General features: G+C 76.0%; 13 protein-coding genes. 7 read left to right on the top strand and 6 right to left on the bottom strand.

Features of this window, described 5'->3' with window-relative positions:
- Positions 1-435: 435 nt before the first annotated feature.
- On the bottom strand, positions 436-1,107 hold the full coding sequence (locus tag NQZ70_RS32415) for a hypothetical protein (protein WP_129577682.1): 672 nt from the start codon (positions 1,105-1,107) through the stop codon (positions 436-438).
- A gap of 399 nt (positions 1,108-1,506) precedes the next feature.
- On the opposite strand from NQZ70_RS32415, the gene NQZ70_RS32410 reads away from it, so the two are divergent.
- Both NQZ70_RS32410 and NQZ70_RS32405 read left to right on the top strand, forming a co-directional pair.
- Positions 1,507-2,688, top strand: a complete 1,182-nt coding sequence (locus NQZ70_RS32410; RefSeq protein WP_129577681.1) for a mechanosensitive ion channel family protein — start codon at positions 1,507-1,509, stop codon at positions 2,686-2,688.
- Positions 2,689-3,094: 406 nt separating this feature from the next.
- The gene (locus tag NQZ70_RS32405) at positions 3,095-4,216 is read left to right on the top strand and encodes a CBS domain-containing protein (protein WP_129577680.1); all 1,122 of its coding nucleotides are present in this window, start codon (positions 3,095-3,097) and stop codon (positions 4,214-4,216) included.
- A 308-nt stretch (positions 4,217-4,524) separates the two neighbouring features.
- Here NQZ70_RS32405 and NQZ70_RS32400 read toward each other — a convergent pair whose 3' ends face one another.
- The 4 genes from NQZ70_RS32400 to NQZ70_RS32385 all read right to left on the bottom strand — a co-directional run bounded on the left by NQZ70_RS32400 (position 4,525) and on the right by NQZ70_RS32385 (position 9,343).
- Positions 4,525-5,073, bottom strand: coding sequence for a hypothetical protein (locus tag NQZ70_RS32400; protein ID WP_129577679.1), 549 nt, complete (start codon positions 5,071-5,073; stop codon positions 4,525-4,527).
- A 10-nt stretch (positions 5,074-5,083) separates the two neighbouring features.
- The gene (locus NQZ70_RS32395; RefSeq protein WP_129577678.1) at positions 5,084-5,575 is read right to left on the bottom strand and encodes a YtxH domain-containing protein; all 492 of its coding nucleotides are present in this window, start codon (positions 5,573-5,575) and stop codon (positions 5,084-5,086) included.
- 451 nt (positions 5,576-6,026) lie between these two features.
- On the bottom strand, positions 6,027-6,599 hold the full coding sequence (locus NQZ70_RS32390) for an OmpA family protein (RefSeq protein ID WP_129577677.1): 573 nt from the start codon (positions 6,597-6,599) through the stop codon (positions 6,027-6,029).
- Positions 6,600-6,832: 233 nt separating this feature from the next.
- Positions 6,833-9,343, bottom strand: coding sequence for a PAS domain S-box protein (locus tag NQZ70_RS32385; protein ID WP_129577676.1), 2,511 nt, complete (start codon positions 9,341-9,343; stop codon positions 6,833-6,835).
- 366 nt (positions 9,344-9,709) lie between these two features.
- On the opposite strand from NQZ70_RS32385, the gene NQZ70_RS32380 reads away from it, so the two are divergent.
- The gene (locus NQZ70_RS32380; protein WP_129577675.1) at positions 9,710-10,222 is read left to right on the top strand and encodes a hypothetical protein; all 513 of its coding nucleotides are present in this window, start codon (positions 9,710-9,712) and stop codon (positions 10,220-10,222) included.
- 172 nt (positions 10,223-10,394) lie between these two features.
- On the opposite strand, the gene mug is transcribed toward NQZ70_RS32380, so the two are convergent.
- Positions 10,395-10,907, bottom strand: a complete 513-nt coding sequence (gene mug / locus NQZ70_RS32375; protein ID WP_129581711.1) for a G/U mismatch-specific DNA glycosylase — start codon at positions 10,905-10,907, stop codon at positions 10,395-10,397.
- Positions 10,908-11,099: 192 nt separating this feature from the next.
- Between mug and NQZ70_RS32370 the strand changes: the two genes are divergently transcribed.
- From NQZ70_RS32370 to NQZ70_RS32355, 4 genes are all read left to right on the top strand, one after another.
- Positions 11,100-14,363: a hypothetical protein gene (locus NQZ70_RS32370; protein ID WP_129577674.1), complete on the top strand. Its 3,264-nt coding sequence runs from the start codon at positions 11,100-11,102 to the stop codon at positions 14,361-14,363.
- Positions 14,360-17,449, top strand: coding sequence for a hypothetical protein (locus NQZ70_RS32365; RefSeq protein ID WP_129577673.1), 3,090 nt, complete (start codon positions 14,360-14,362; stop codon positions 17,447-17,449). Before NQZ70_RS32370 ends, NQZ70_RS32365 begins: the two co-directional genes overlap by 4 nt.
- Positions 17,450-17,783: 334 nt before the next feature.
- Entirely contained in the window at positions 17,784-21,074 is a 3,291-nt protein-coding gene (locus NQZ70_RS32360) for a hypothetical protein (RefSeq protein WP_207217544.1), read from the top strand.
- A 51-nt stretch (positions 21,075-21,125) separates the two neighbouring features.
- Positions 21,126-21,731: a hypothetical protein gene (locus tag NQZ70_RS32355; protein ID WP_129577671.1), complete on the top strand. Its 606-nt coding sequence runs from the start codon at positions 21,126-21,128 to the stop codon at positions 21,729-21,731.
- Positions 21,732-21,835: the final 104 nt, after the last annotated feature.

Raw genomic sequence — 21,835 nt, 5'->3', positions numbered from 1 at the left:
GCGCCGCCCGGAGGGCGGGGCTGTCGCTGCCCGACCGCGAAGATTCCGTCGGGTCCCATCGGGTTCAGGCTTCGAGGCACGGTGGCCATGTGCGCCTGCGCCACCGCGCAGGAGCATGGGTTCGTATACTACGCAGGCGCGCAGCCGGGCAAGCATCGCGCCGCGCTCGCCGCGCGCTTCTCGGGTCGCTTCTCGTGGGATTCCGTGGCGGGTCGCGGGCGATGTGGCGAGGGGCGATGCGGCCAGGGCGAGGAGGGAGGCGGGGAGGTGCGTTGCGTGCAGGCGCGGCTGTTGCGTGCAGGCGCGGCTGTTGCGTGCAGACGCGGCTGTTGCGCGCCGGTGCGGGCATTGTGCGCTGTGCGGGTCGCGGGCGTTGCGCGCTGGTGCCGGTCGCGGGTGTTGCGCGCTGGTGCGGGGGTCGGTCGAGGGGCTCCCTCAGGCCACGTCGGCCTTGGGAGGCCGGCGTCTCGGCAGGAGAGCGCTGGGCTGCTTCCGTGGCGTGACGATGCAGTAGCGCCCAGCCTCTCCCATCCGCTCGTGGATGCCCGATTCCAGGATCTCTCGCGCTGGCCTCAGCGGCGGCAGCCATCGCGACACGTTCGCGAGGCACGAGGTGCGCTCGGGGAACGGGGAGTGACGGGGCCGCGGCCGCTCCGTCGCGCCGTCGTGCGGCCGCTCCGTCGCGGCGTCTTGCGGCCGTTCCGACGCGTCACAGGCGCGCTCCGGGGCGGCGTCGTAAGCTCGCTCCGGGGCGGCGTCGTGGGCCCGCTCCGCGGCAGGGTCGTGGGCCCGCTCCGTGGCGTCATAGGGCCGGTCCGAGAGCGATCGGTACACCCGCTCCGAGAGCGATCCGTGGGGCGGCCGCTCCGAGGGCGCGCCGTGGGGCGGCCGCTCCGAGATCGGGCCGTGGGGCGGCCGCTCCGAGGGCGCGCCGTGAGGCCCCTCGATGGTGGCGGCGCTCTGCGCAGGGAGCGTGCCGGACGATGCGCGCCGCTTCGCGGTCGTCGCGGCGATCCGGAGCCGGAGATCCTCGACGTGCCTCGCGAGCCGCTCCGTCTCCTCGGTGAGCCGCGTGAAATCATCGACCTGGCTTCTGCGCTCTGACATAAACGAGTCCTTTGCCGCGTTTCTTCAGCCGATCTCGATTCTTTGGCCAGCTCAGGTGCACACCGCATGCCGCGCGAGCGCGGGCCCCTTGAACGGACGCCAAAGAACGACGTAGAGCTGCGGTGTAGCGATTTGTCGCATCGTGGCAACGCTGCCTCCACCGTGCAATCGCGATCTCGGCGGCTCGCGCGGAGCGTGCCGGACATCCCGCGGGAAATGTGGGGAACGGACTCGGCGGCACGCCCTGTGCCGTGCGACGCCGCACACAAGATGGATGAGCCCGTCGCGCCTCGCGGCCTCACGGCCTGATCTCGTCGCGCTCGCGGGGCGCGGCGGGGTATTCCGTGCCCCGGGGGGCCTGGCCTGATGGCGCGCGGCGCTGGTTGAAGGAGCAGACCCATGCAGAACTCGAACTTTGAATCGCTCGGCGCCCGGCTGGGCCTCCCGGCGGACGGCATATGGCAGTGGGTGATCGTCGCGGCGAGCGTTCCGGTCGGCTTCGCGCTCGCTCGGCTGGCAGTGGGCCTGTTCCGGCGCGCCGGCTCGATCGTCGTGCGACGGACGGCGACGCCATGGGACGAAAGAACGCTCGACGCGGCAATTGGCCCCGTGACGCTTTGTCTCGGGATCGTCCTGACGGCCGGCCTCGCCAAGATGACGCGGCTCGGCCAGGAGCTCGTGGTCGATCTGCGATCGCTGCTCTCGGCGCTGTTCATCGGCGGCGTGGCGTGGCTGCTCATGCGCCTCGTCGGGATCCTCACCGAGGTGCTGGACGCGCGCGCCCTGCGGCACCTCGAGGAGGGGAGCGAGTCGTCCCGCGGGCTGCGCACGCAGGCCCGCGTGCTCGAGCGGGTCGCGCGGGTGGTCATCGTGATCGTCGCGGGCGCGCTCGTGCTCCTGAACTTCGAGGCGGTGAGGAACGTCGGCGTGTCGCTCCTGGCCTCGGCCGGCATCGCGGGCGTCGTGCTCGGCCTGGCGGCGCAGAAGCCGGTGGGCGCGATCCTGTCGGGCCTCCACATCCTGTTCACCCGGCCGATCGATCTCGGCGACAAGGTCGTGGTGGACGGTGAGTTCGGGACGATCGAGGAGATCCGGCTGACCCACGTGGTCATGAAGATCTGGGACGAGCGGCGGCTCATCGTCCCCACCGCGCGGCTCCTCGACCAGTCGTTCCAGAACTGGACGAAGCACGGCTCGGAGAAGCTGGGCACCGTCGAGCTCTACGTGGATTACCGCACGCCGGTGGACGCCGTGCGGCGGCGCTTCGAGTCCATCCTCCCGAACAGCGAGCTCTGGGACAAGCGGGTAAAGGCCGTCCAGGTCACGAAGGTGACAGAGCGAACGATCGAGGTGCGTTTTCTCGTCTCTGCCCGCGATGCTGGGCAGCTGTTCGATCTGAGGTGCTGGGTTCGCGAGGAGATGCTCCGGTGGGTCCAGGAGCTCGAGGAGGGGATGTACCTGCCGCAGGAGCGCTTCTCGCGAGCGGCTCCGGTCGCCGAGGCGGCCGAGCGGCGTGATCCGGCCTCGGGTCGCGCGCGGCGGGCTGGAGCGGTCGACGGGGTGGCCGATGTGAAGCTGTGACGGTGCGCGCCCGCCACGTAGCGGAACGCCACACCGCGACGCCGAGGCTGGGGCGATGGACGTCGGCGCGCTCTTCCGGCGCGTCACGGTCGCGTGAGCGTCCCGCCTCGTTCCTGTCGACTCGATGACACGTTCGAAGCGCGGAACAGGCCTCCACGCCTGTCCGCGCGCTCCGTCGCGCGCCGGGGCCCGCCCGCTGCGCCGGGGTCGTGCCGCTCGCCGTCAGGCGCAGGAAAGCGGCATGTGCTTTGCAGCGAACATAGAAAGATCCGTCAATTGGCCCGTCAGCCGTCGACCGCGCGACGAGGTTTCGCCAGGCCCCTGGGGGGAATGGGGGCATGGCAGGTCGTAACTGCCCCGCCCGCTCTGTGCAGCTGCCTGCGCGGGAGTCCAGGAGCAACGCGCCATGAATTGGGTCATCAGGATCACGCGGGTTGGCGGAATCGATGTTGTTGCGCACGCGGCGTTCGGCCTGCTCATCCCGATCGGGGCGCTCCAGTGGGGGGCGCGGCACGGCGGGAGCGGCGCGCTCTTCGGCTGCGCGCTGGGGGCGGCGCTGCTCGGGTGCGTGGCGCTGCAGGCGCTCGTCCACGGGGTCGTGGCGCGGCAGCTCGGCATGCGGGTGAGCGAGGTGCTGCTCTCGCCGATCGGGGCGATCGCGAGGCGCTCGCGGCCGGACGCGGGGTGGGCGCAGGGCGGGGCGCTCGGCCTGGCGGCGAACTTCGCGCTGGCCGTGCTCGTCTTCCTGGCGGCCGGGGCCCAGCACGGGGCGGGGGAGCTCCGGTGGGCGTCCGTGCTCCAGGCCGTCGAGGCGCCGTCGCGCGAGACGGCGGTCGTGTGGATCGCCAGCGCGAACCTCGGGATCGCGATGCTCGGGCTCTTGCCCGCGCTGCCGCTCGAGGGGGGGCGGGTGCTGCGCGAGACGCTGTCGCCGCTCACCGGCACCTGGCTCGCGACGTCGCTGGCGGCGACGCTCGGGCAGGCGATGGCGGGCGTGCTGTTCTTCATCGCCCTGATCGGCGGCCAGCTCTTCATCGCGCTGCTGTCGGCGCTGCTGTTCCTCGGGGCGCGGCGGGAGTGGAGCGCGGCGCAGGCGGTAAGGGCGCCTGTCGCGTCGTCCGAGGCGCGTCGGCTCGAGGGCCGGGCGGTCCAGCTGTGGCCCGGCGAGCTCGTGGGCGATGCGGCGCGGCGCATCCTGGCGAGCCAGGAGCCCGATTTCCCGGTGGTCTACGAGGATCGGGTGATCGGGATCGTGACGCGCACGGACGTGATGCGCGCGCTGGCGGCCGGCGAGGAGGGGGCGTTCATCGCGTGGATCATGCGCTGCGACGTGCCGCGGGTGGCGGCGGACGTGTCGCTCGACGAGGTGGGGCGGAAGATGGTCGAGAAGAACACGCCGGTGGTCGCGGTGTTCGACGGGGAGAGCTACCTGGGGCTCGTGAAGCACTCGGATATCGCGGGGGCGCTCACGCGGGGGCGCGGGGGGAGGCTCGGGAGGATCCGGCTGGCGGCGGCGCAGGCGGGGTAGGCGAGAGAGGCTCTGCCGGGCTGAACGGCCCCCGGAGGGGGTGTTTGTGGTGCGGCCCGGCGCGGGGGCCCCGCCGAACTCGCCCGGGATGTTGCCTCTCCGGCGCTTGCGCCGGAGAGGCAACATCCCGGGCTCAGACATCGGCCCATCCCCCGCGCCGGGCCGCACCACAAACACCCCCTCCGGGGGCCTGGGGGTGATCCAATCGGCCCATCCCCCGCGCCGGGCCGGCGTCGGGCGATCGAAAACGCCCCGCCCACCGGAGACGGGGGGCGGGGCGTCGGGGATTGTCCCTGAGAGGCGGAGCCTCAATCGTTTCGCACGAAATTGAGCTTGAAGGAGACCACGAGCACCAGCGCGTCCTGACTGATACGCCGCTTGCCCCAGGCGACCCCGATGTGCAGCCCCTCGATCGGCTCGAGGTTGGAGGGGAGACCTACGGTGTGCGTGAGCGTCTTCGTGAAGTTCCACTCAGGCTTCTTGTTCGCAAGCGCCGAGTTGACGGCCCTCATGATGGTGTGGTCGATGATCGAGGGGATGCCGCGGATGTCGGCCTCCTCGAGCTCGACGTTGAACGCGAGGACGTTCCCCTTGTTCCTCTCGATGATCTCCGGGGTGATCATCACCCGGAGCTCGTCGAGCTTGATGGTGGGGTTCACGCCAACGATGGACCACTTCAGCTCCGCGGGACAGGTGACGCGCAGGCCCATGTCCTCGACCAAGGTGATCTCGGTCGCCTTGCCGAGGTAGAGCCAGCGGTCGGTCTTCTCATCGTCGTCCAGGTGAATTTTCACAGGGAGGAACTCGCCCAAGACCTGGGCGAGATCCTCCCGCGTGATGATGGCTTCGAGCCACACGGCCGGCGCCTCAGCTCAGGTGGTGACCGCTCTCGCCGCCCTGGGCTCGCCCGCCCTCCATGCCGTAATGCGAGTTCCCGGTCTCGGACGAGACCGCGCCCTTCACCGCGTCGACCGCGCCGCCGACCTTGTCCTGGACCTTGCGCTCGGCCTGCTCGACCCCGCGCGTCGCCTGGCGCTTGAGGCCGTCGAGGCGGTTCAGGATGTCACGGCGCAGCGCCTCGCCGGACGTCGGCGAGAGCAGCATGGCCACGCCCGCGCCCACCGCGACGCCGGCGCCGAAGAACGCGAGCGTCGTGAGCGGGCTCCGCTTGCGCGCGAGGCCGACCCAGCCGAGCACGTCGTCGAAGCCGAGCGCCCCGACGGTCGCGGCGATCCCGGCGACCGCCTTCGCGACGTCGAACGCCGTCGTCTTGGCCGTCGTCGCCGCGACGCCCGCCCCGGCAGCCGCCGACTCGTACACACCCTTCGCAGTCCCCACCGCGTCATTCAGTCTCGTCATGGCTCTTGTCTCCTTGTGACGGACATGACGTCCGCCGGTTCGTGAAGGGGATGCATTGCAGGCCCCGGACCAACCAGCAGACCGCGCTGTACGGCCCGCCTGTCCCCGCAGCCGCACCCCCTCACCGTGACGCCTCCGTGACGAAATGCCACATCTGTCGTGCCGCGCCTCGCGCGCCCACACCCCCAGTCCACGCCGCCGGCGAGCCCGCGCGCAGGCCGCCGCGCCGCCGCGGCAGCCCGCCGCACCGTCGCAAACGGAAGATGGTCTATCGGGAAACATGACAGGAAGGCAGATGCCCCCCGCCCCGCCCTGTTTCACGCCCGCCGAGCGGGGCACGCCCGCACAGGAGACGGGCCCAGATCGGCGTTTTCGGCGCACAGGCGTACTCTTGTACGCCGAGCACCGAAAACGTCGAGATGGGCCCGTATCCGCAGCGGGCGCGCCCCGCTCACCGGGGGGAGTGGGGGACGCCGGTGAGCACGACGTCGACCCGGCGGTCGTAGCCGTAGGAGTACATCGGCTGATTTCCGACCGCCTCGGACGCGCCCGTCGCGCGCACCGAGACGCGGTCCGCAGGGATGCCCTCCTGCACGAGGATCTCCTTCACCCGCGCAGCGCGACGAAGCGAGAGATCCTGATTGTAGGCCTGCGTACCCCGCGGATCGGCCCGGCCGACGAGCTCTATCCTCAGGTCCTTGAGGTTGGAGGTGAGCAGGCAGTCGACGATGGCGCGGAGCTCCAGGTGATCCTGGGGCAGCGGCTCGGCCGAGTCGAAGGCGAAGTTCGTCTTGGGCAGCCGGCAGACATCGGCGATGTCTTCGCCGAGGGTGAGCCGGATGAACCGATCTTCGCCCTCCCGCAGATCGGGCCACTCGACCTTGTAGACCCCATCGGGGCCCGGGTTGGGCAACCTCGGCTCGGCGCGCGCCTGCTCCACAGGCGGGGCCGCGGCGCACGCGGAGAGCAGCGAGATCGCAAGCGCGCCCAGGCAGAGCCTGGGCAGGTGGAACACCGACGGCATGGAGACCCTCCTTTCGAGGTCGCGGCCCGAGAGGCAACGACACGGCGCCGAAGAAGGAGCGGTGCCTTCCCCGTCCCGCCATCCCCGGCGCGCATCGCCTCGAGCCGCCTGTTGTACCGCGGTGGGTAGTTCAAACTCCGTGCCGGACCGGAAGCCACGCCGCGCGGCCGAGAGGCGCTCCCTCGGGCCGCGCGCGGCGCCGCGTCACGCGCGGGCCGCGGGACCCGGCCGGATCAGCCGGGCGAGGAGGGCTCCCTGGCCTCGAGCTTCGGCCAGGTGAACCGGAAGGTGGCGCCGGCGCCGACGGCGGACTCGACCCACGCGCGAGCGCCCTTGCTCTGGACGATCTTCTGCACGACCGACAGGCCGATGCCCGTGCCCTCGACCTTGTCGCGCGCCTTCAGCGTCTGGAAGATGCCCCAGATCCGGTCGTGGTACTCGGGCGCGATGCCCGACCCGTTGTCCGAGACCGAGAACTCCCAGAACGGGCCGGCGTCCCGCGCGCCGATCCGGACCTCCGGATCGGCGCGGCCCGCGTGCTTCAGCGCGTTGCTGATGAGGTTCAGGAACGTCTGCTGGAGCGGCGCGCGCTCGGTGACCAGGACGGGCATGTCGGGGGCGATCTCCACCCGCGTCTCGGGCGGCGGCGCGAGCAGCTCGACGATCTCCCGGAGGAGCTTGCCGACGTCGATCGCCTCGGGCTTCTCCCGGACGCGGCCCGCCCGCGAGTAGCTCAGGATGCCGTCGATGAGGTTCTCGAGCCGGTGGACGCGCCCGCGGAGCAGATCGAGCTGCTTCCGGCTCTCCGACGTCATCTTGTCGTTCAGGTCCTCCTCGATCCACTGCGAGAGGTTGGCGATGCCGCGGAGCGGCGCCTTGAGGTCGTGGCTCGTGACGTACGCGAACTGATCGAGCTCCTTGTTGCTGCGCTCCAGCGCCTGCACGAGCCGCTGCCGCTCCTCCTCGGCGCGCTTCTGATCGTCGATGTCCGTGTACGTGCCGAACCACCGGACGATGCGGCCCGACCCGTCGCGCGCCGCGACCGCCCGGCCGATGAACCAGCGGTAGACCCCGTCGGCGCGCCGGAGCCGGCACTGGCTCTCGTACGGCTCGCCCGTGCGCAGCGCCTGCCGCCACGTCTCGATCGCCCGCTCGTGCTCCTCGGGGTGGATGATCCGGCTCCAGCCCTCGCCCCCCGTGTCCTCGGCGGTCAGCCCGGTGTAGTCGTACCAGCGCTGGTTGAAGTACTCGTGGTGGCCGTCAGGGCGGTTGGTCCACACGAGCTGCGGCATCGTCTCGGCGAGCAGCCGGAACTGCGCCTCGCTGTGCTTCAGCTCCTCCGCGAGCGTCTCGACCTCCTTGCGCACCGTGACCTCGCGCTCGAACAGCAGCGCGTTGTCGACGCTGAGCGCGGCGCGCCGGGCGAGCTCCTCGGCGAACTGCACGTCAGCCTTCGTGTAGCGCCGGCCCGACTCCGCGTGGGCGAGCGTGATCGCGCCGAGGACGCGCCCGCGCGCCGCCAGCGGCACGACCAGGTACGACCGGAGGCCGAGCTCGCGCGCCATCCGGAGGTGCTCCTCGTCCCGCGCGTTCTCGACGAGCAGCGCGTCCGAGATGTCGGAGGACCACTCGGTCTCGCCGGTCCGGAGCACCTTCGGCACCCCGCGGCTCGCCGCGGGATCGACGGGGTACTTCTCCTCGATCTGCTGGACGAGCGTCACCTTCTCGGGGTCGGTGTGCTGGACGGCGACGCGCTGGATGACGCCGTCCTGCGCCTGGATGTCCACCGCGCACCAGTCGGCGAGGAGGGGGACGGCGAGCCGGGCGAGCTGCCCGAGCGTCTCGCGGAAATCGAGCGAGGACGAGAGGATCTCGCCCGCGCCCGCGAGGAGGCTGACGTTGGCCTCGGCGCGCTTGCGCTCGCTGATGTCGAGCACGTAGGTGAGGTTGCGCTTCTGCGTCTCGATGCGGGCGGAGCCGACGAGGACCGCCACGCGCTTGCCGTCCTTGCGGATGTACTCCTTCTCGAACTGCTTCGTGGCGCCGCGGAGGCTCAGCTCGTTCACCGCGTCGTGGTGCACGTGCTCGTACTCCGGCGGGGAGAGCTGCTGCCAGGTGAGCAAGCCCGCCTTGATGTCCTCGCGGGTGTAGCCGACCATCGAGAGGAAGCAGTCGTTCGCCTCGAGGACGCGCCCTTCGTAGTCGCTGAAGAGCAGGCCCATCATGCTGGTGTCCATGATGCGCCGGAACACCTCGTCGCTCGCCTGGCGCTCCAGCTCGCGGAGCGCCGCCTCCTGCCGCTTGATCTGCTCGGCCCTGCGGTGCAGCTCGACGAAGACGGCCACCTTGGCGCGGAGGATGTCGGGATTGAACGGCTTGACGACATAATCGACCGCGCCCTCGCGGTAGCCGCGATACAGTCGATCCTCGTCCTCCGGCAGACCCGAGATGAAGATAATCGGCGTGTGCCTCGCCCGATCGAGCCCCCTCACGCGGGCGGCCGTCTCGAAGCCGTCGATCCCCCGCATCTTCACGTCCATGAGGATCAGCGCGAACTCCTCGCGGCTCAGGTGCTCGAGCGCCTCCTCGCCGGATTGCGCGGTGACGAGCCGCTGGCGCAGCGGATCGAGCACGGCCTCGAGGGCGAGGAGGTTGGGGCGGTGATCGTCGACGAGCAGAATGCTCGCGACGGGCTCGGACGGCGTCGCGGGAAGGGGGGCGCCAGGCTGGAGAGGGGCCTTCATCTCGTAAGGGCTCTGCCCTGGCCTTCGGTCGGGCATAACGATGACGGTTAACGGCGCGCGGACCGTCTGGCAAGGGAAAGCGGCGCTCGCACGGCCGCGGCGGAGGGTCGAACGTTGGTTCACCGGCCGCGCGGTCGGTCGCTGGCCGCGGCGCTGCGCTGCACGGGGCCGGGCGCCTCGGGGGCCGGGCGCCTCGTGCGTCGTGTCTCGTGCCTCGTGCCTCGTGCCTCGTACGACTTGCACCACGTTGTGGCGATCCGTCACGCGCGGCGAGCGGAGCGGACAGCGCCGCGGGCGCCGCGCCGCGGCGGCGGGCCGCGCGTGGCTGGCATGGGGCCTGCTGGATGCTTCGCCGAGGGAGCACCTATGCGATTCGGACTCAAGCTGGCTTCGTTCGCCTTCGCGCTCGCGGGCGCGCTGGCGAGCACGCCGTCGCCGGCGAACGCGGCCGACGGGGCGGGGCTCTTCGCGCTCCCGCCGAGCCGGCCCGACGCGTCGGCGCGCGCCGCGATGCCGGCGCCGGAGCCGCCCGCGACGTCTCGAGGGACGTTCGTGGCGCTGGTCGAGCGAACGATGCTGGCCGCCTTCGCGCCGCCGCCGGCGGAGATGCGCGTCGCGCCGCTCGTGAGCCAAGGCGGCGGCGGCGGGCTCCGCCTCGTGCTGCCCGTGTGCGAGGACGGCTGTTCGCGCTACGCGACCCGCGGGGTCCTCCTCGTCACGCCGAGGACGCCCGACTCGCCGATGGCCTGGCTCGCCGCGGTGAGCAACCGCGGCGCGCGCTCGCCCGAGGGGCCGCCCGGCCTCGCGGCCCTGCGCGAAGAGGCGCGCAGCGCCCGCGCGAAGGTGCCTCAGGAAGAGGAGAGCGCGCTGCCCGAGTAGGCGCGAATGCGGAAGATGCGGCGAGCGCGCGGCGGCGGGAAGCACGCCTGTCGCCCGCGGCCGCCGAGCTGGCTTGAGCGAGAGGAGCCGAGTCGGCGGAGCACGGATGTCGCGCGACGGTGGAAGACGGGGCACCACCTTTCGGGAGAACGGAGTCGGCGCGCTCGGCGGCTCACGGCGAGACGGGGGCAGACATGACCGCGTCGTGCAAGGCGCGGAACATCGCTGCGAGCTTTTCCGGCTGGTAGCTGGCGTTGAGCCCGCTCGGGTTCGGCAGCACCCAGATCCTCGTCGCGTCGAGCGTCTCCCGCTGCGGGCCGGGCGCGGCGTGGGGCCTGCCGAACGCGCTCCGGTAGGCGCCGATCCCGAGCACGGCGAGGAAGCGGGGGCGGTAGCGCCGCACCTTGGCCGCCAGCCGCTCTCCGCCGGCGGCGAGCTCGTCGGCGGAGAGCTCATCGGCCGATGCGGTCGCTCGCTCGACCACGTTGGTGATCCCGTAACCGAGCTTCAGCAGCTCGCGCTCCTCGAACGGAGAGAGCACGCGATCGGTGAACCCGCCGGCGTGCAGCGCCGGCCAGAACCGGTTGCCCGGTCGGGCGAAGTTGTGCCCGACGGCGGCCGTATAGAGGCCCGGGTTGATGCCGCAGAAGAGGACGTGGAGGCCGGGGGCGATGACGTCCGGCACCGTCTTGCCGGCGGCGGCGAGGATCTCTTCGCGGGTGGGCCTTCGGGGTCGGCGAGGGGTGGACACGGGCTTTCGGGGCGAGCGCGGGGCGCGGCGGGGCGCAGCTTACGACGGCGGCGCGAGGGGAGAGCGCGGCTGTCGGCTGGAGGAGATGAATCGGCTCTGGACGGGGGCGGTACAGCGGATACCGTCGTGCTTTCCCCGATGCTGGCGCGCTCGCTCGGTCTGCTCACGGCGCTGCTCGCGGCCGCCTGCGCGCGCGCGCCCGAGCCGGCCCCCGCGCGCGGCGCTGCGGGGGCCGCTCGGCCGGCGTACGGCGCGCGCGCTGCGGACGCAGGTGTGTCGCGCGTGTCGGGCGCGCCGGGCGCGTGGGGCGCCTTTGTCGCGGCCGGCGTCGCGCCCCGCTACGTCCAGGGGCTCGCGGACGTGTTCCGCGTGACGCACGGCGGGCCGGACGCGGCCGTCGTGGATCGCGTCGTCGCGGCGGGCGCGCGGCTCGAGCTCGGCGGGGACGGGCGCGTCGTCGCGGCGGCGTGGGAGCCCGATCTGTGGGCGTCCGGCGATCCCGTCGTCGGGTCGCTCGCGATCACGCCCCACCTCGGCGGGGGCTTCCTCCACTGGACCCGGCGCAGGGCGTTCCGGTCGCGCGGCTTCACGGGGCCGCTCGCGGAGGTGCCGCTCGGCGGCGGCGCCCGCGCGGTGCGGGGCGCCAGGAACGGCCTGGGCGGCGTCGTCATCTTCACGGAGCAGGGGCCGCGCGTGCTCCCGCCGGGCGAGGACCGCGGCCGGGCGCTCGAGGCGCCGGCGATCCACGATCTCGCCGCGCTCGACGCGGCGCGCGCGGTGCGCCTCGACGTCTTCGGCCGCGCGGCCACGACCGCGGACGGCGGCAGGACGTGGGTCGACGCCGGCCGGCGGATCGGGCTCGGCGCGCGCGGCCTCGGCGCCGCGCCGGACGCGCTGTGGCTCGGCACGGCGCTCGGGCGCGTGGCCGTGCTGCCGGACGGCTCGCTCGGCCGGCCCGACGGCGACCTCCGCGCGACGCTGGCGGCCGGCGCGTTCCAGCTGCTCTTCGCGGGCGGCCGGGCCGGTGAGCGCGAGGCGCTGGCCCTCGAGGAGCGCGCGCCGCTCGCGCCGCTCGAGGCGGCCGTCTCGGCCGGCGCGCTCCTGCCCGACGGGACCGCGCTCGGGGTGTTCGAGGGCGGGGTCGCGCGGATCGACGCGCGCACGGGGGCGACGCGCGAGCGGCTCGCCGGCTGGCTCCCGGACGGGCTGGACTGCGCGCCGATGCGCGCGGAGGACGGGCTGCTCTTCCTGTGCGCGTGGGACGACTACGAGGGCTACGGCAGCTACGTGCTGCGCTCGGAGCGCGGCGAGGCGCCGCTCGTCGAGCGCGCCTTCAGCGACGAGGGGTTCTTCGTGGCCGACGACGGCGGCGCGGTCGGCTATGTCGGCGGCTGCGCGGCGTCGCCGCGGCTCGTGAGCGACGAGGAGCGCGATCGCCGCTACGGCGAGGTCGTGGTCCACCCGCGGATCTGCGTGCGGCGCGGCCCGGGCGCCTGGGTGGAGCGCGCGATCGAGCTCGGCGAGGCGGAGTCGCTGGTCGGCTGGGCGCCGCGCCGGGACGGGAGCGCGGTCGCGCTGCTGCAGGGCGAGGGCGGCGCGCTGCCGGCGCCGGTCGGCGCGCGGCTCTGGCGCGACGAGGGGGGCGCGCGGGTCGTGCAGCTCGGGGCGCGCCCCCCCGGCTGGTACTGGACGCCGCCCCCGCGCGACGGGGCGCGGGTGCTCGTCGACCGGCGCTTCCGCGCGCGCGACGACGGCGGGGTCGACGGGTGGCTGTCGTCGATCGAGTGGCCCGATCCCGTGGGGCAGGCGAGCCTCGGCGTCACGATCGCGGCGGACGGGGCGATCTCGCCGCGCGCCTTGCCGCCGGAGCCGGCGGGGATGGTGGTGACCGGCGATCACGGCGTGCTCGTCACGCGCGGCGGGGAGCTCCACGAGACGCTCGATCACGGCCGGACGTGGCGCGCCGCGGGGCGCTCGCCGGTGACGCCGTCGTCGTTCCAGGGCGCCTGCTCCGCGCTCGGCTGCGCGCTGGTCGGCGGGGTGCGGCTCGGCTGGGGCGCGGGCGAGCCGTCGCCGGCCGTCGCCGCCGCGCCGGGGTCCGGATGCGGGGGAGCGGAGGCGGGCGGGGCGGGCGCGGGGGCGTGCCCGGACGGCGGCCAGCCGCAGGGGGCGGCGGGGCTGCCGGTGCTGTCGTGCGCGCCGGTCGGCCTGCCGGCGCCGCTCCCGGGCGCGGCGTCCGCGGCGGGATCGGAGCGATGGACCGTGGCGACGCCGTACGGCGACACGCTGGAGATCGTCGCCGACGCGCCGGAGCCCGAGCGCGCTGCGCCGCCGGCCGACGACGCGCCGCCGCCGCCGCTGTCCGAGGAGGCGCCGCCGGAGGGCGCGGCGCCGGGGAAGGGCGGCGCGGCGCCGGGGAAGGGCGGCGCGGCGCCGGGGAAGGGCGGCGCGACGCCGGGGCGAGGCCGCCCCAGGGCCGCGGCGCTCCGGACGCACAGCGTTGTGGTTCGCCTGCCGTTCGATCTGCGCGCCGAGGCGCTGCGGCTGGACGCGACCGCGCTCGCGCCGAGCGGCAGGCGCGGCGCGCAGCGGGCCGCCGCGGTGCCGCTGCTCGCGCCGGGCGGCGAGGCCGCGCTGCTCGTCGTCGCCGAGGCGGGCGAGCTGCTGCTCGGCCCCGAGGGCGCGCGGGCGTTCCCCGCGCTCGAGCCGCGCCGGAGCCCCGTGGACGGGTCCGCGGGGCGGGCCCCCGGTCTCCTGCTCGGCCCGGGCCGCACCCTCGTGCTCGGCGAGCACCGGCGCCGCGCGGCCATCGAGGAGCATGGGCCGGAGCCCCGGCAGCCCGCGCGCATCGTGGGGCTCGATCGCGAGGAGCTGCGGGGCCGGCCGATGGCGCTCGCCCGGCGCGACGACGGGGAGGCCGGCGTGCTGGTGCTCGACGGCCCCGCGCCCGAGACCGCGGGGGCCGCGGCGCTCGATCGCCTGGCCGGGACGGCGGGCGAGGTGGACGCGCTGGCGCCCTGGTCGACGCTGACCGCCGCGAGCGACGCGCGCTGCCGCGCCATGCGGGGCGCGTGGCGCGCGCTCGTGACGCTCGATCCGGAGCGCGCGCTGCGCCTCGATCGGCGAGCGCTGCCCGCGATCGCGCTCGGCGATCAGGGCATCGCGGCGGTGCGCTGGGGGCGCGAGCGCGTGTGTCTGGAGGCGCTGCACCTCGCGGTCGCCGACTCGAGGCGGCGGGGCGAGGCGGCGGCGGACGCGGCGCTGATCGCGCGGTGGACGGCGCCGCGGGGGCAGGGGGGCGGGGCGGGGGGCGGCGAAGGGGTGCTGCGGACCGCGTCGACGATGCAGCGGCTCTCGTGCGCCGCGGGCGCCAGGTCGGGCGACGAGTGACGCCGCGCGCCCTCGGGCGGCTCTCGCTCCTCGCCGCGCCGGCGCTCGCGGCCTGCGGCGCGGCCGAGCCGGCGCCCGCGCCGCCCGGCGCGCCGGAGCCTCCGCGCCGCGCCCCCGCCGTCGTCGCGCTCGGCCCTGCCCGGTACGTCGCGCAGGCGGCGCAGGGCCTCGTCGAGCGCGCGGTCGTCGACGGCGAGGAGATCGACAGGGCCGTGGTGAGCGGGCGGCGCGTCGAGCTGCACGGCCTCGAGCGGATCGAGCCGCTCGGCGCCGGCGGCCCGGAGCTCGCCGGCGGCGCGGCGTTCCCGGCCTGGGCGCAGGCCGGGCCGCGCTACGTGTTCTGGAGCGGCGGCGACATCTACACGGCGACCACCTTCGCCGGGGAGCTCCAGAAGCGCGCGACCTTGCCGGGCGGCGTCGCCGGCGTGTTCCCGTGGCTCGACGGCGTCGGCCTGATCACGTCGGCCGGGAGCTTCGCCGTCCAGGGCGCGACCGGCGCGCTGCGGCCGCTCGGCTTGCCGTCGCTCGTCGCGGCCGTGGCGTCGAGCGACCGCCGCGCGCTCGGCCTGACCGTCTTCGGGCGCGCGCTCCTCACGCTGGACGCGGGCGCCTCCTACCGCGACGTCACCGCGGAGATCGGCGGCGCGATCGCGCTCGAGGTCCGCGGGGAGGAGATCGTCGCCTCGCTCCGCGGCGGCCTCGAGCGCGCCGTCGACGCGGGCGGGCGCCTCGGCGCGCCCCGCGCCCCGCGCGCGCGGCCGCCGGCCGACGTCGACGCCTACGCCGCGTGGCTCCCCGGCGCCGCCTTCGATCGGCTCGCGGACGCCGTCGCCGCGGGCCTGCCGCTCGACGACGGCGGCGCCGTGATCGCCGCGGACGGCGCCGTCGGCCGCATCGATCTCGCGACCGGCCGCGCGTCGTCCGTCGCGCCGCTCCCGCCCGGCAGCGGCGCGTGCGCGCCGTTCCGCGCGAGCGACGCGCTGCTCGCCGTCTGCGCCGGCCCGGATCGCGCGAGCGTCGTGGACCTATCGAGCGACGCGCGCGGCCCGCGCGCGCTCCGGCTGGAGCGCGCGTTCGAGCTCCGGCCCGAGCCGGAGCGGGAGGCCGGCCGCTTCGTCGGCGTCGACGGCGAGGCGCTCGGCTACCTCGGGCCGTGCGAGGGGCTGCCGAGGCCGCGGCTCGATCTCCGCGCGATCGCGCCCGCGGCGTTCGCCGGCGGCGCGGCGCCCGAGAGCGCGGTGCTCTGCGTGCGGCGCGGGCCGGGCGTCTGGGTCGAGCACCGCCTCGATCCGGCGGACGCGACCGACGTCATCGCCTGGATCCCGCGCGGCGGCGGGGGCGCGGTCGCCCTTGTCGCGCGCCCCGGCGCGTTCCTGCCGGACGGCGAGCGCGTCGAGGTGCGCGGCGCGCTGCGCGTCGTGCGGTTCGCGCGCAGCGAGCCGCCGCTCCACCTGCCCTCGTACGGCGACGGGCGGCCCGGGCTGCTCTCGCGCGCGCTCGCCGCGCAGGCGGACGGCGCCATCGAGGGCTGGCTCCCCGCGCAGGGCGCGGTCGGCCTCGCGCCGATCGCGATCGACGCCGCCGGCCGGCTGCGCCGCCTCCCGCTGCCGGCGCGCGCGAGCTCGCTCGAGGCGTCGGGCCCGTTCGCGCTCGTCGAGACGGAGGACGGCGGGCTCTTCGAGACGATCGATCGGGGAAGGCGGTGGACGCCGGTGGCGCCGCCGCCGGGCGGCGCGGCGGCGCGGCTCTCGGGCTGCTCCGCGGTGGGGTGCCGCCTCGGCCCGTTCCTCCGGCTCGGGTGGGCGTCGGCCGCGAGGGGCGGCGGGGCGCGCGCGGCGTCGCCGTCCGACGCGGCCGCGGCGGAGCCGTCCCCGCGGCGCGAGCGCGACAGGCCGCCGCGGCCGCCGGCCCCGCCGCCCCTCGCGCGGCTCGCGTGCCGCTTCGCCGGGCCGATCGCCGCCGCGCGCGTGCCGGAGTCGCACGGGTTCGGCGCGGTGGCCGCGCCGCGCCTGCGCACGGCGAGCCCGCTGCGGCTCGGCACCCTCGGGGTGCTGACGCTGCCGCCCGTCGGCGGCGCGCTGCCCGCGGCCCTCGCCGACGCGGAGCTCGCCTGGATCGCCCCGCTCGATCTGCGCGCCGAGATCCGCCGCGCGAGCGTGCCGGTCGCGGGCGCCGAGCTGTCCCAGCTCGCGTACCGGCCCTACGAGGCGCAGGTCGGGCTCGCGATCGATCGCGACGGCCGCGTGGCGCCGATCGCGGTCGGCCCGAAGGAGGCGTGCCTCGCCGGCCTGCTGGACGCCGCGCGCGTGACGCGGCCGATCGGCGGCTGCGCCCCGCAGCCCTCGATCGGCGTCGATCTCGGCGATCGCGCGGTGTTCCTGAGCCCCCGGTACGACGGCCTCGCGGTGAGCGCGGTCGACCTGCGCGGGGAGGCCGGGGCGGCGCGCGGCGCGCCGGCGAGCGCGCGGCCGTCGTCCGGGAGCGGGGCGCTGCGGGAGCTTTACGTGCAGCGCGCCGCGCCGATGACGGGGCCGCAGGCGAGCTTCGCCTTCGGCGCGGGCGCGCGCGGGGGCGCGCCGGTCGCGGTGGCGGTCGCCGGCGACGGCGGCGCGGTGCTCTCGCCGGTCGATCCGGAGCTCGGCGAGCTGGGCCCCGAGGAGGCGCTCGCGCCGCTCGGCGAGCTCGCCGCGGGCAGCGCGCCGTCGTGCGCCCCGCGCCGCGGGGAGGCGCGCGTGATCCTGCCGTTCGACACGGAGATCGGCCTCGCGCCCGGCGCGCTGCCGGGGGTCGCCGAGGCCGGGACGGCGGGCGTCGCGGTGATCCGGTGGTCGCGCGATCGCGCGTGCCTCGACGCTGTGGAGCTCAACGTGCGGGACGAGCGCTACGAGGCCGACCTCGGCTTCTACGAGCCGCCCGGCGTCGTGAAGAAGCTGGTCGCGCGCTTCGCGGGGCCGCGGCCCGCGGCCCGGCTCGGCGATCGCGGCGAGCCGGCGCGGGAAGCTGGCGGCGGCACGCTCGTGCTCGTCCAGCCCGGCCAGGAGGTGCGGCAGCCGGTGCAGTGCACGGCGGTCGTGAGGGGGCGCTGAGGCGATCGTGCGCCGAGGCGGGCGCGCGGCGCTCGGCGGAGCAGCGCCTTGGCGAGAGCGCAGGGCGGTGGTCTCGGCAGGACGGTGACCTTCGCGAGAGCGCAGGGCGGTGGTCTCGGCAGGACGGTGACCTTCGCGAGAGCGCAGGGCGGTGGTCTCGGCAGGACGGTGACCTTCGCGAGAGCGCAGGGCGGTGGTCTCGGCAGGACGGTGACCTTCGCGAGAGCGCAGGGCGGTGGTCTCGGCAGGACGGTGACCTTCGCGAGAGCGCAGGGCGGTGGTCTCGGCAGGATGGTGGACCTCTGCGGGAACGCAGGCGGGCGGTCTCGGCAGGATGGTGGACCTCTGCGAGACCGCAGGGCGGCACCCGACGGCGCTCGAACCGTTCGACCACGACCCCACTGCCGTGTACGTTTCGACCGCCCACCCGATGCGCCGCGCGACCGCCGCCGCCGCGATGCCCTCCCGCGCAGGCGTCCTCCTCGGGCTCGCCCTCGCCGCTGCCTGCAGCGCCGCCCCCGAGCGCCCTCCGCCGCCCGCCGGGCCCCAGGCCGCCGCGCCCTCGGACGTGCCGCCGCTCTCTCCGGCGCGCTACGTCCTCACCGAGGCCATCGGGGTCCTCTTCGACGCCGCCGCGTCCGGCGATGGCGCCCCCGCGCCCGGCCCGCAGCCGGCGCTCCACGAAGGGATCCGCGTGCGCCTCGACGGCGGCGTCGTGCTCGCCGCCGCGCCCGCGTCCGAGCCGCTCCGCGGGTTCCGGTCGATCCCGGCGCGCCTCGGGGGCGGGTTCGTCCTGTGGTCCGAGGGCCGCGTCTACCGCGCCAGCGACTTCCTCGGCGCGCTCGCGCCCATCGCCGACGTCGGCGCCCCCGGCGGCGCGCGGCCGTACCTCGACGCGATCCTCCTGCGCAGCGACCGCGGCCTCCTCGAGATCGACCCGTCCTCGCTAGCACTCCGGCGCTTCGGCGCCGCGGGCGCGGTCGACGCGGTGGCCGCCGACGCGCGGCGCGCGGCGCGCCTCGACCTGTTCGGCCGCGCCTCGGTCACGCTCGACGGCGGCGCCACCTGGATCGACGTCCTCGAGACCCACGGCCTCGCCACGACGCTCCTCCAGGAAGGCGGCGGGGAGGTCGCGCTGCTCGGCCCCTCGGGCAGCCCCGCGCTCCGCGTGACCGCCGCCGGCCTCGTGCGCGCCGCGCCCGCGCCGCCGCGCGACGGCCCGAGCCCCTCGCTCCACCTCCCGTCGGCGCGGGACCCGTTGCCCGGCGCCTCCTCGAGCCGCGGGCTCGCCCCGGAGGCGCTCGCGCTGGCCGCGGCGACCGGCGCCCTCCTCCCCGGCGGCAGGCTGCTCGTCGCCCGCGACGGCGGCCTCGCCGTGCTCGCCGCGGCGACCGCCCAGCCCATCGCCGACGCGGAGATCGACGGCCTCGACCCGCGCTACGCGCGCTGCCAGCCGTTCCGGGCGGGCGAGGACGTCCTGCTCGCGTGCGCGCACGAGGCGGCCCACGTGCTCCGGCTCGAGACGACGCTCTCCGCGCCCCGCCTGGAGGCCACGTTTCCGCCCCGCGGCCGCGACCCCGATCCGATCGCGACCTCCCGGGGGGCGTTCCTCGGCGACGACCGCGGCCGCCTCGCCTTCGCCGGCCGGTGCGGCAGCGCGCCTCCCGGGCTGCACGACTTCCAGGAGAGCCCGGACGGCGCCGCCTCGCCGGACGGCGAGCGGTCGCCCTGGCCTTCCGCGCCGTCGGGCGAGCCGCGCTCCGAGACGGCGCGCCCCTCGCGCGGCGGGCCCGCCGAGGACCGCATCGCGCGCGTCTGTGTGCGCACCGGCGGCGGCCGCTGGGTCGAGCGCCGGCTCGAGGGCGAGGACGCCGCGCGCCTCTACCGCTGGGTCGCCGGCGAGCGCGGGACCGTGACCGCCCTCGTGCTGGAGGCGCCGCCCGTCGCGCGCGACCGCGAGCGCCCGCCCGAGGGCGTCCGCGTGATCCGCGTGCGCGAGCGCGACCCGGCGCTCGCCGGCGGCGCCTTCCCGGCGCTCGCCGACCCCGCCTCGCCGCGCCTCGTCGACACCGACTTCTGGGAGGACGACGACGGCGCCGTGCGCGGCTGGCTCCACCTGGCCGACGCCGCCTCGCCGGCCGACGCCGCCTCGCCGGCCGGCGCGGCGCCGCCGGACGGGGACGCGCCCGCCGCACGCCAGCTCTCGACCCGCCGCGGCGGCCGCATCGCCGGCCTGCGCATCGACCCGCGCGGCGGCGTCACCGTCCATCCCCTCCCGGCCGCCGTCGCGCACGTCGTCGCCGGCGGCCGGTTCGCGCTCGCCGCCACCGGCGACGACCCGCCGGCCTACTTCGAGTCGACCGACGGCGGCCGCTCGTGGCGCCCCGTGGAGGGCCCGCCCGCTCGCCAGATCGAGCCTCCGCTCGACGACGGCGCCCCCTTCGCCTGCTCGCCGATCGGCTGCGCCATGGGTGAGCACGGCCTCGTCCGCCTCGGCTGGGGCGGCCCCCCGCCGCCGCCGCGCAGCGCGCCGCCGCCCTACGCCCCCGCGGCGAGCCCCGCGCCCCGGACCGCGCCTCCGCCGCTCGTCTCCTGCCGCCTCGACGACGACCCCCCCACGTTCCCGCCCCCCGTCGCGCTCCCGGCGCCTCGCCCCCCGGAGCGCCCGACCGCGGGCCGCGCCGGCCGGATCGCGCTCGCAGCGCCGGGCGCCCCCGCGGCGGCCCGGCTCCTCGGCGGCGCGCCCCCGGTCGTCTCGCTGTGGACCGCCGCGTCCTCCCCCCTGGGCGCGCTCCGCGACGGCGTCTTCACCGCCAGCGTGCTCCCGCCGTTCGCGGGCACGGCCGCGCCCCGCCGCGTCTCCCTCCAGGGCCGCTCGCTCGCCACGGCGACCGGCGAGGCCGTCCCCGTGCTGCTCGCGCCGGACGCCAAGGCGCCCGCGGATCTCTTGCTCCTCTTCGACGCGAACGAGCCGCACGGACGGCGCGCCCTCCGCGTGCCCGCGGGCGCCGCGCCCCCCGCGCTGTTGCCGTTCGATCACGCCGGCGCGATCGCCGCCGCGGCCGAGCTGCCGGGCGGCGGCCTGCTCGCCTTCGACGCCGGCAAGCGGAGCCTCCTCCTGGTCACGCGGCAGGCCACCCTCGCCGTCGCCGGGCTCGCGCCCGTCCCCGACGTCGCCGGCGCCCGGCTCACCCTCGGCCGGCGGCTCGACGCCCCCGGCTTCGCGCTCGTCGGCTACGCCGTCGCCTCGGGGGAGGTCGTCGCCGCGCCGCTCGACGTCGCCCGGGGCGAGGTCGGCCCCGCCGAGCCGCTCGGGTCCCTCGCGTCCCTCGCCGAGATCGGCGCCGGCGGCTGCGGCGGCGCTCGGCCGTCGCACCGGTTCATCGCCGAGCTGCCGGTCACCCTGCGGGTGGCGTCGAGGAGCGGCGCGCCGCTCCTCGAGGAGGACGCCCCCGCGGCCGCGCTGCTCGCCGGCGGCCGCGGCGCGCTGTGCCTCGAGGCGATCGAGATCCGCGCCGCGGCCCGGGGCGCGCAGGATCTCGGCGCGGTCTTCGGGCCCGGCGGGGCCGCGGCGCTCCGCGGGGGCGAGCGGCTCCGCTGCGAGCTCCTGCCGGACCGGCCCTGAGGCGCGTCCCGGAAACTGCGCTCCGCCGTGCCTACGTGCTAGGGTCGGCCCATGCCCGCCCTTCGATCCTTGGCCCTGCCGATCGCGGTGGCTGCGTCGATGCTCGGCCAGCTGGCCTCTTGCTCCGAGCGGCCCACCAACTTCCCCGACCGCGACGGCGTCATCGCCGCCCAGGCGGAGTGGTGCGCCGCGCTCGCCAAGCTCCAGCGCGCCGGCGCGTCCTGGGAGCACCTCAACGCGTGCAAGGCCGCCTACCCGACCTCCTCGCCCACCTATCTCCGCGCGATGACGAGCTGCTTCTCGCGGCGTATGGAGGCCGCCACCGAGAGCTCGCCCGACCGCAGCCAGATCATCCTCGAGTGCAACGACGAGATCGCCGTCAAGATCAACCCGGACGAGCCCACGGCGAAGCCCGTCGTCGACGCCCGCTGCGCGCGCATGTCCCGGTGCGAGAAGATCCCGGTCCCCGACTGCAATGCCGCGTTCAGTAAGCTCGAGGCGGCCCAGCGCGCGATGTTCACCACGATCTACAACGCCTCCGGCCGCTACGAGATCATCGACTGCCTCGAGAACGCGAGCTGCACCGACAACGAGGAGGCGGGCCGCCAGGCCTGTTACAAGCCCACCTCCGACGCGCTGCTCTGGTTCCCGGACTGAGCCCGCGCTCCCCGGCGGACGCCGCGCCCCCTCGGGCGCCGCGCGTCGGCGCGGCGCCCGGCCCGCCGTGAGGCCCCGCGCCCGCGCGCATGCCCGCTCGTCCG

Origin of the sequence: Sorangium sp. So ce836 (assembly GCF_028553905.1) — a bacterium.
In the GTDB taxonomy this organism is placed as follows: domain Bacteria; phylum Myxococcota_A; class Polyangia; order Polyangiales; family Polyangiaceae; genus Sorangium; species Sorangium cellulosum_D.
This window is presented reverse-complemented; position numbering and strand designations above follow the sequence as displayed.

Coding starts and splice junctions, on each gene's coding strand:
- NQZ70_RS32355 (WP_129577671.1), top strand. CDS start 21,126: ATGCCCGCCCTTCGATCCTTGGCCCTGCCGATCGCGGTGGCTGCGTCG.
- NQZ70_RS32360 (WP_207217544.1), top strand. CDS start 17,784: ATGGTGGACCTCTGCGAGACCGCAGGGCGGCACCCGACGGCGCTCGAA.
- NQZ70_RS32410 (WP_129577681.1), top strand. CDS start 1,507: ATGCAGAACTCGAACTTTGAATCGCTCGGCGCCCGGCTGGGCCTCCCG.
- NQZ70_RS32405 (WP_129577680.1), top strand. CDS start 3,095: ATGAATTGGGTCATCAGGATCACGCGGGTTGGCGGAATCGATGTTGTT.
- NQZ70_RS32415 (WP_129577682.1), bottom strand. CDS start 1,107: ATGTCAGAGCGCAGAAGCCAGGTCGATGATTTCACGCGGCTCACCGAG.
- NQZ70_RS32380 (WP_129577675.1), top strand. CDS start 9,710: ATGCGATTCGGACTCAAGCTGGCTTCGTTCGCCTTCGCGCTCGCGGGC.
- NQZ70_RS32390 (WP_129577677.1), bottom strand. CDS start 6,599: ATGCCGTCGGTGTTCCACCTGCCCAGGCTCTGCCTGGGCGCGCTTGCG.
- NQZ70_RS32395 (WP_129577678.1), bottom strand. CDS start 5,575: ATGACGAGACTGAATGACGCGGTGGGGACTGCGAAGGGTGTGTACGAG.
- NQZ70_RS32385 (WP_129577676.1), bottom strand. CDS start 9,343: ATGAAGGCCCCTCTCCAGCCTGGCGCCCCCCTTCCCGCGACGCCGTCC.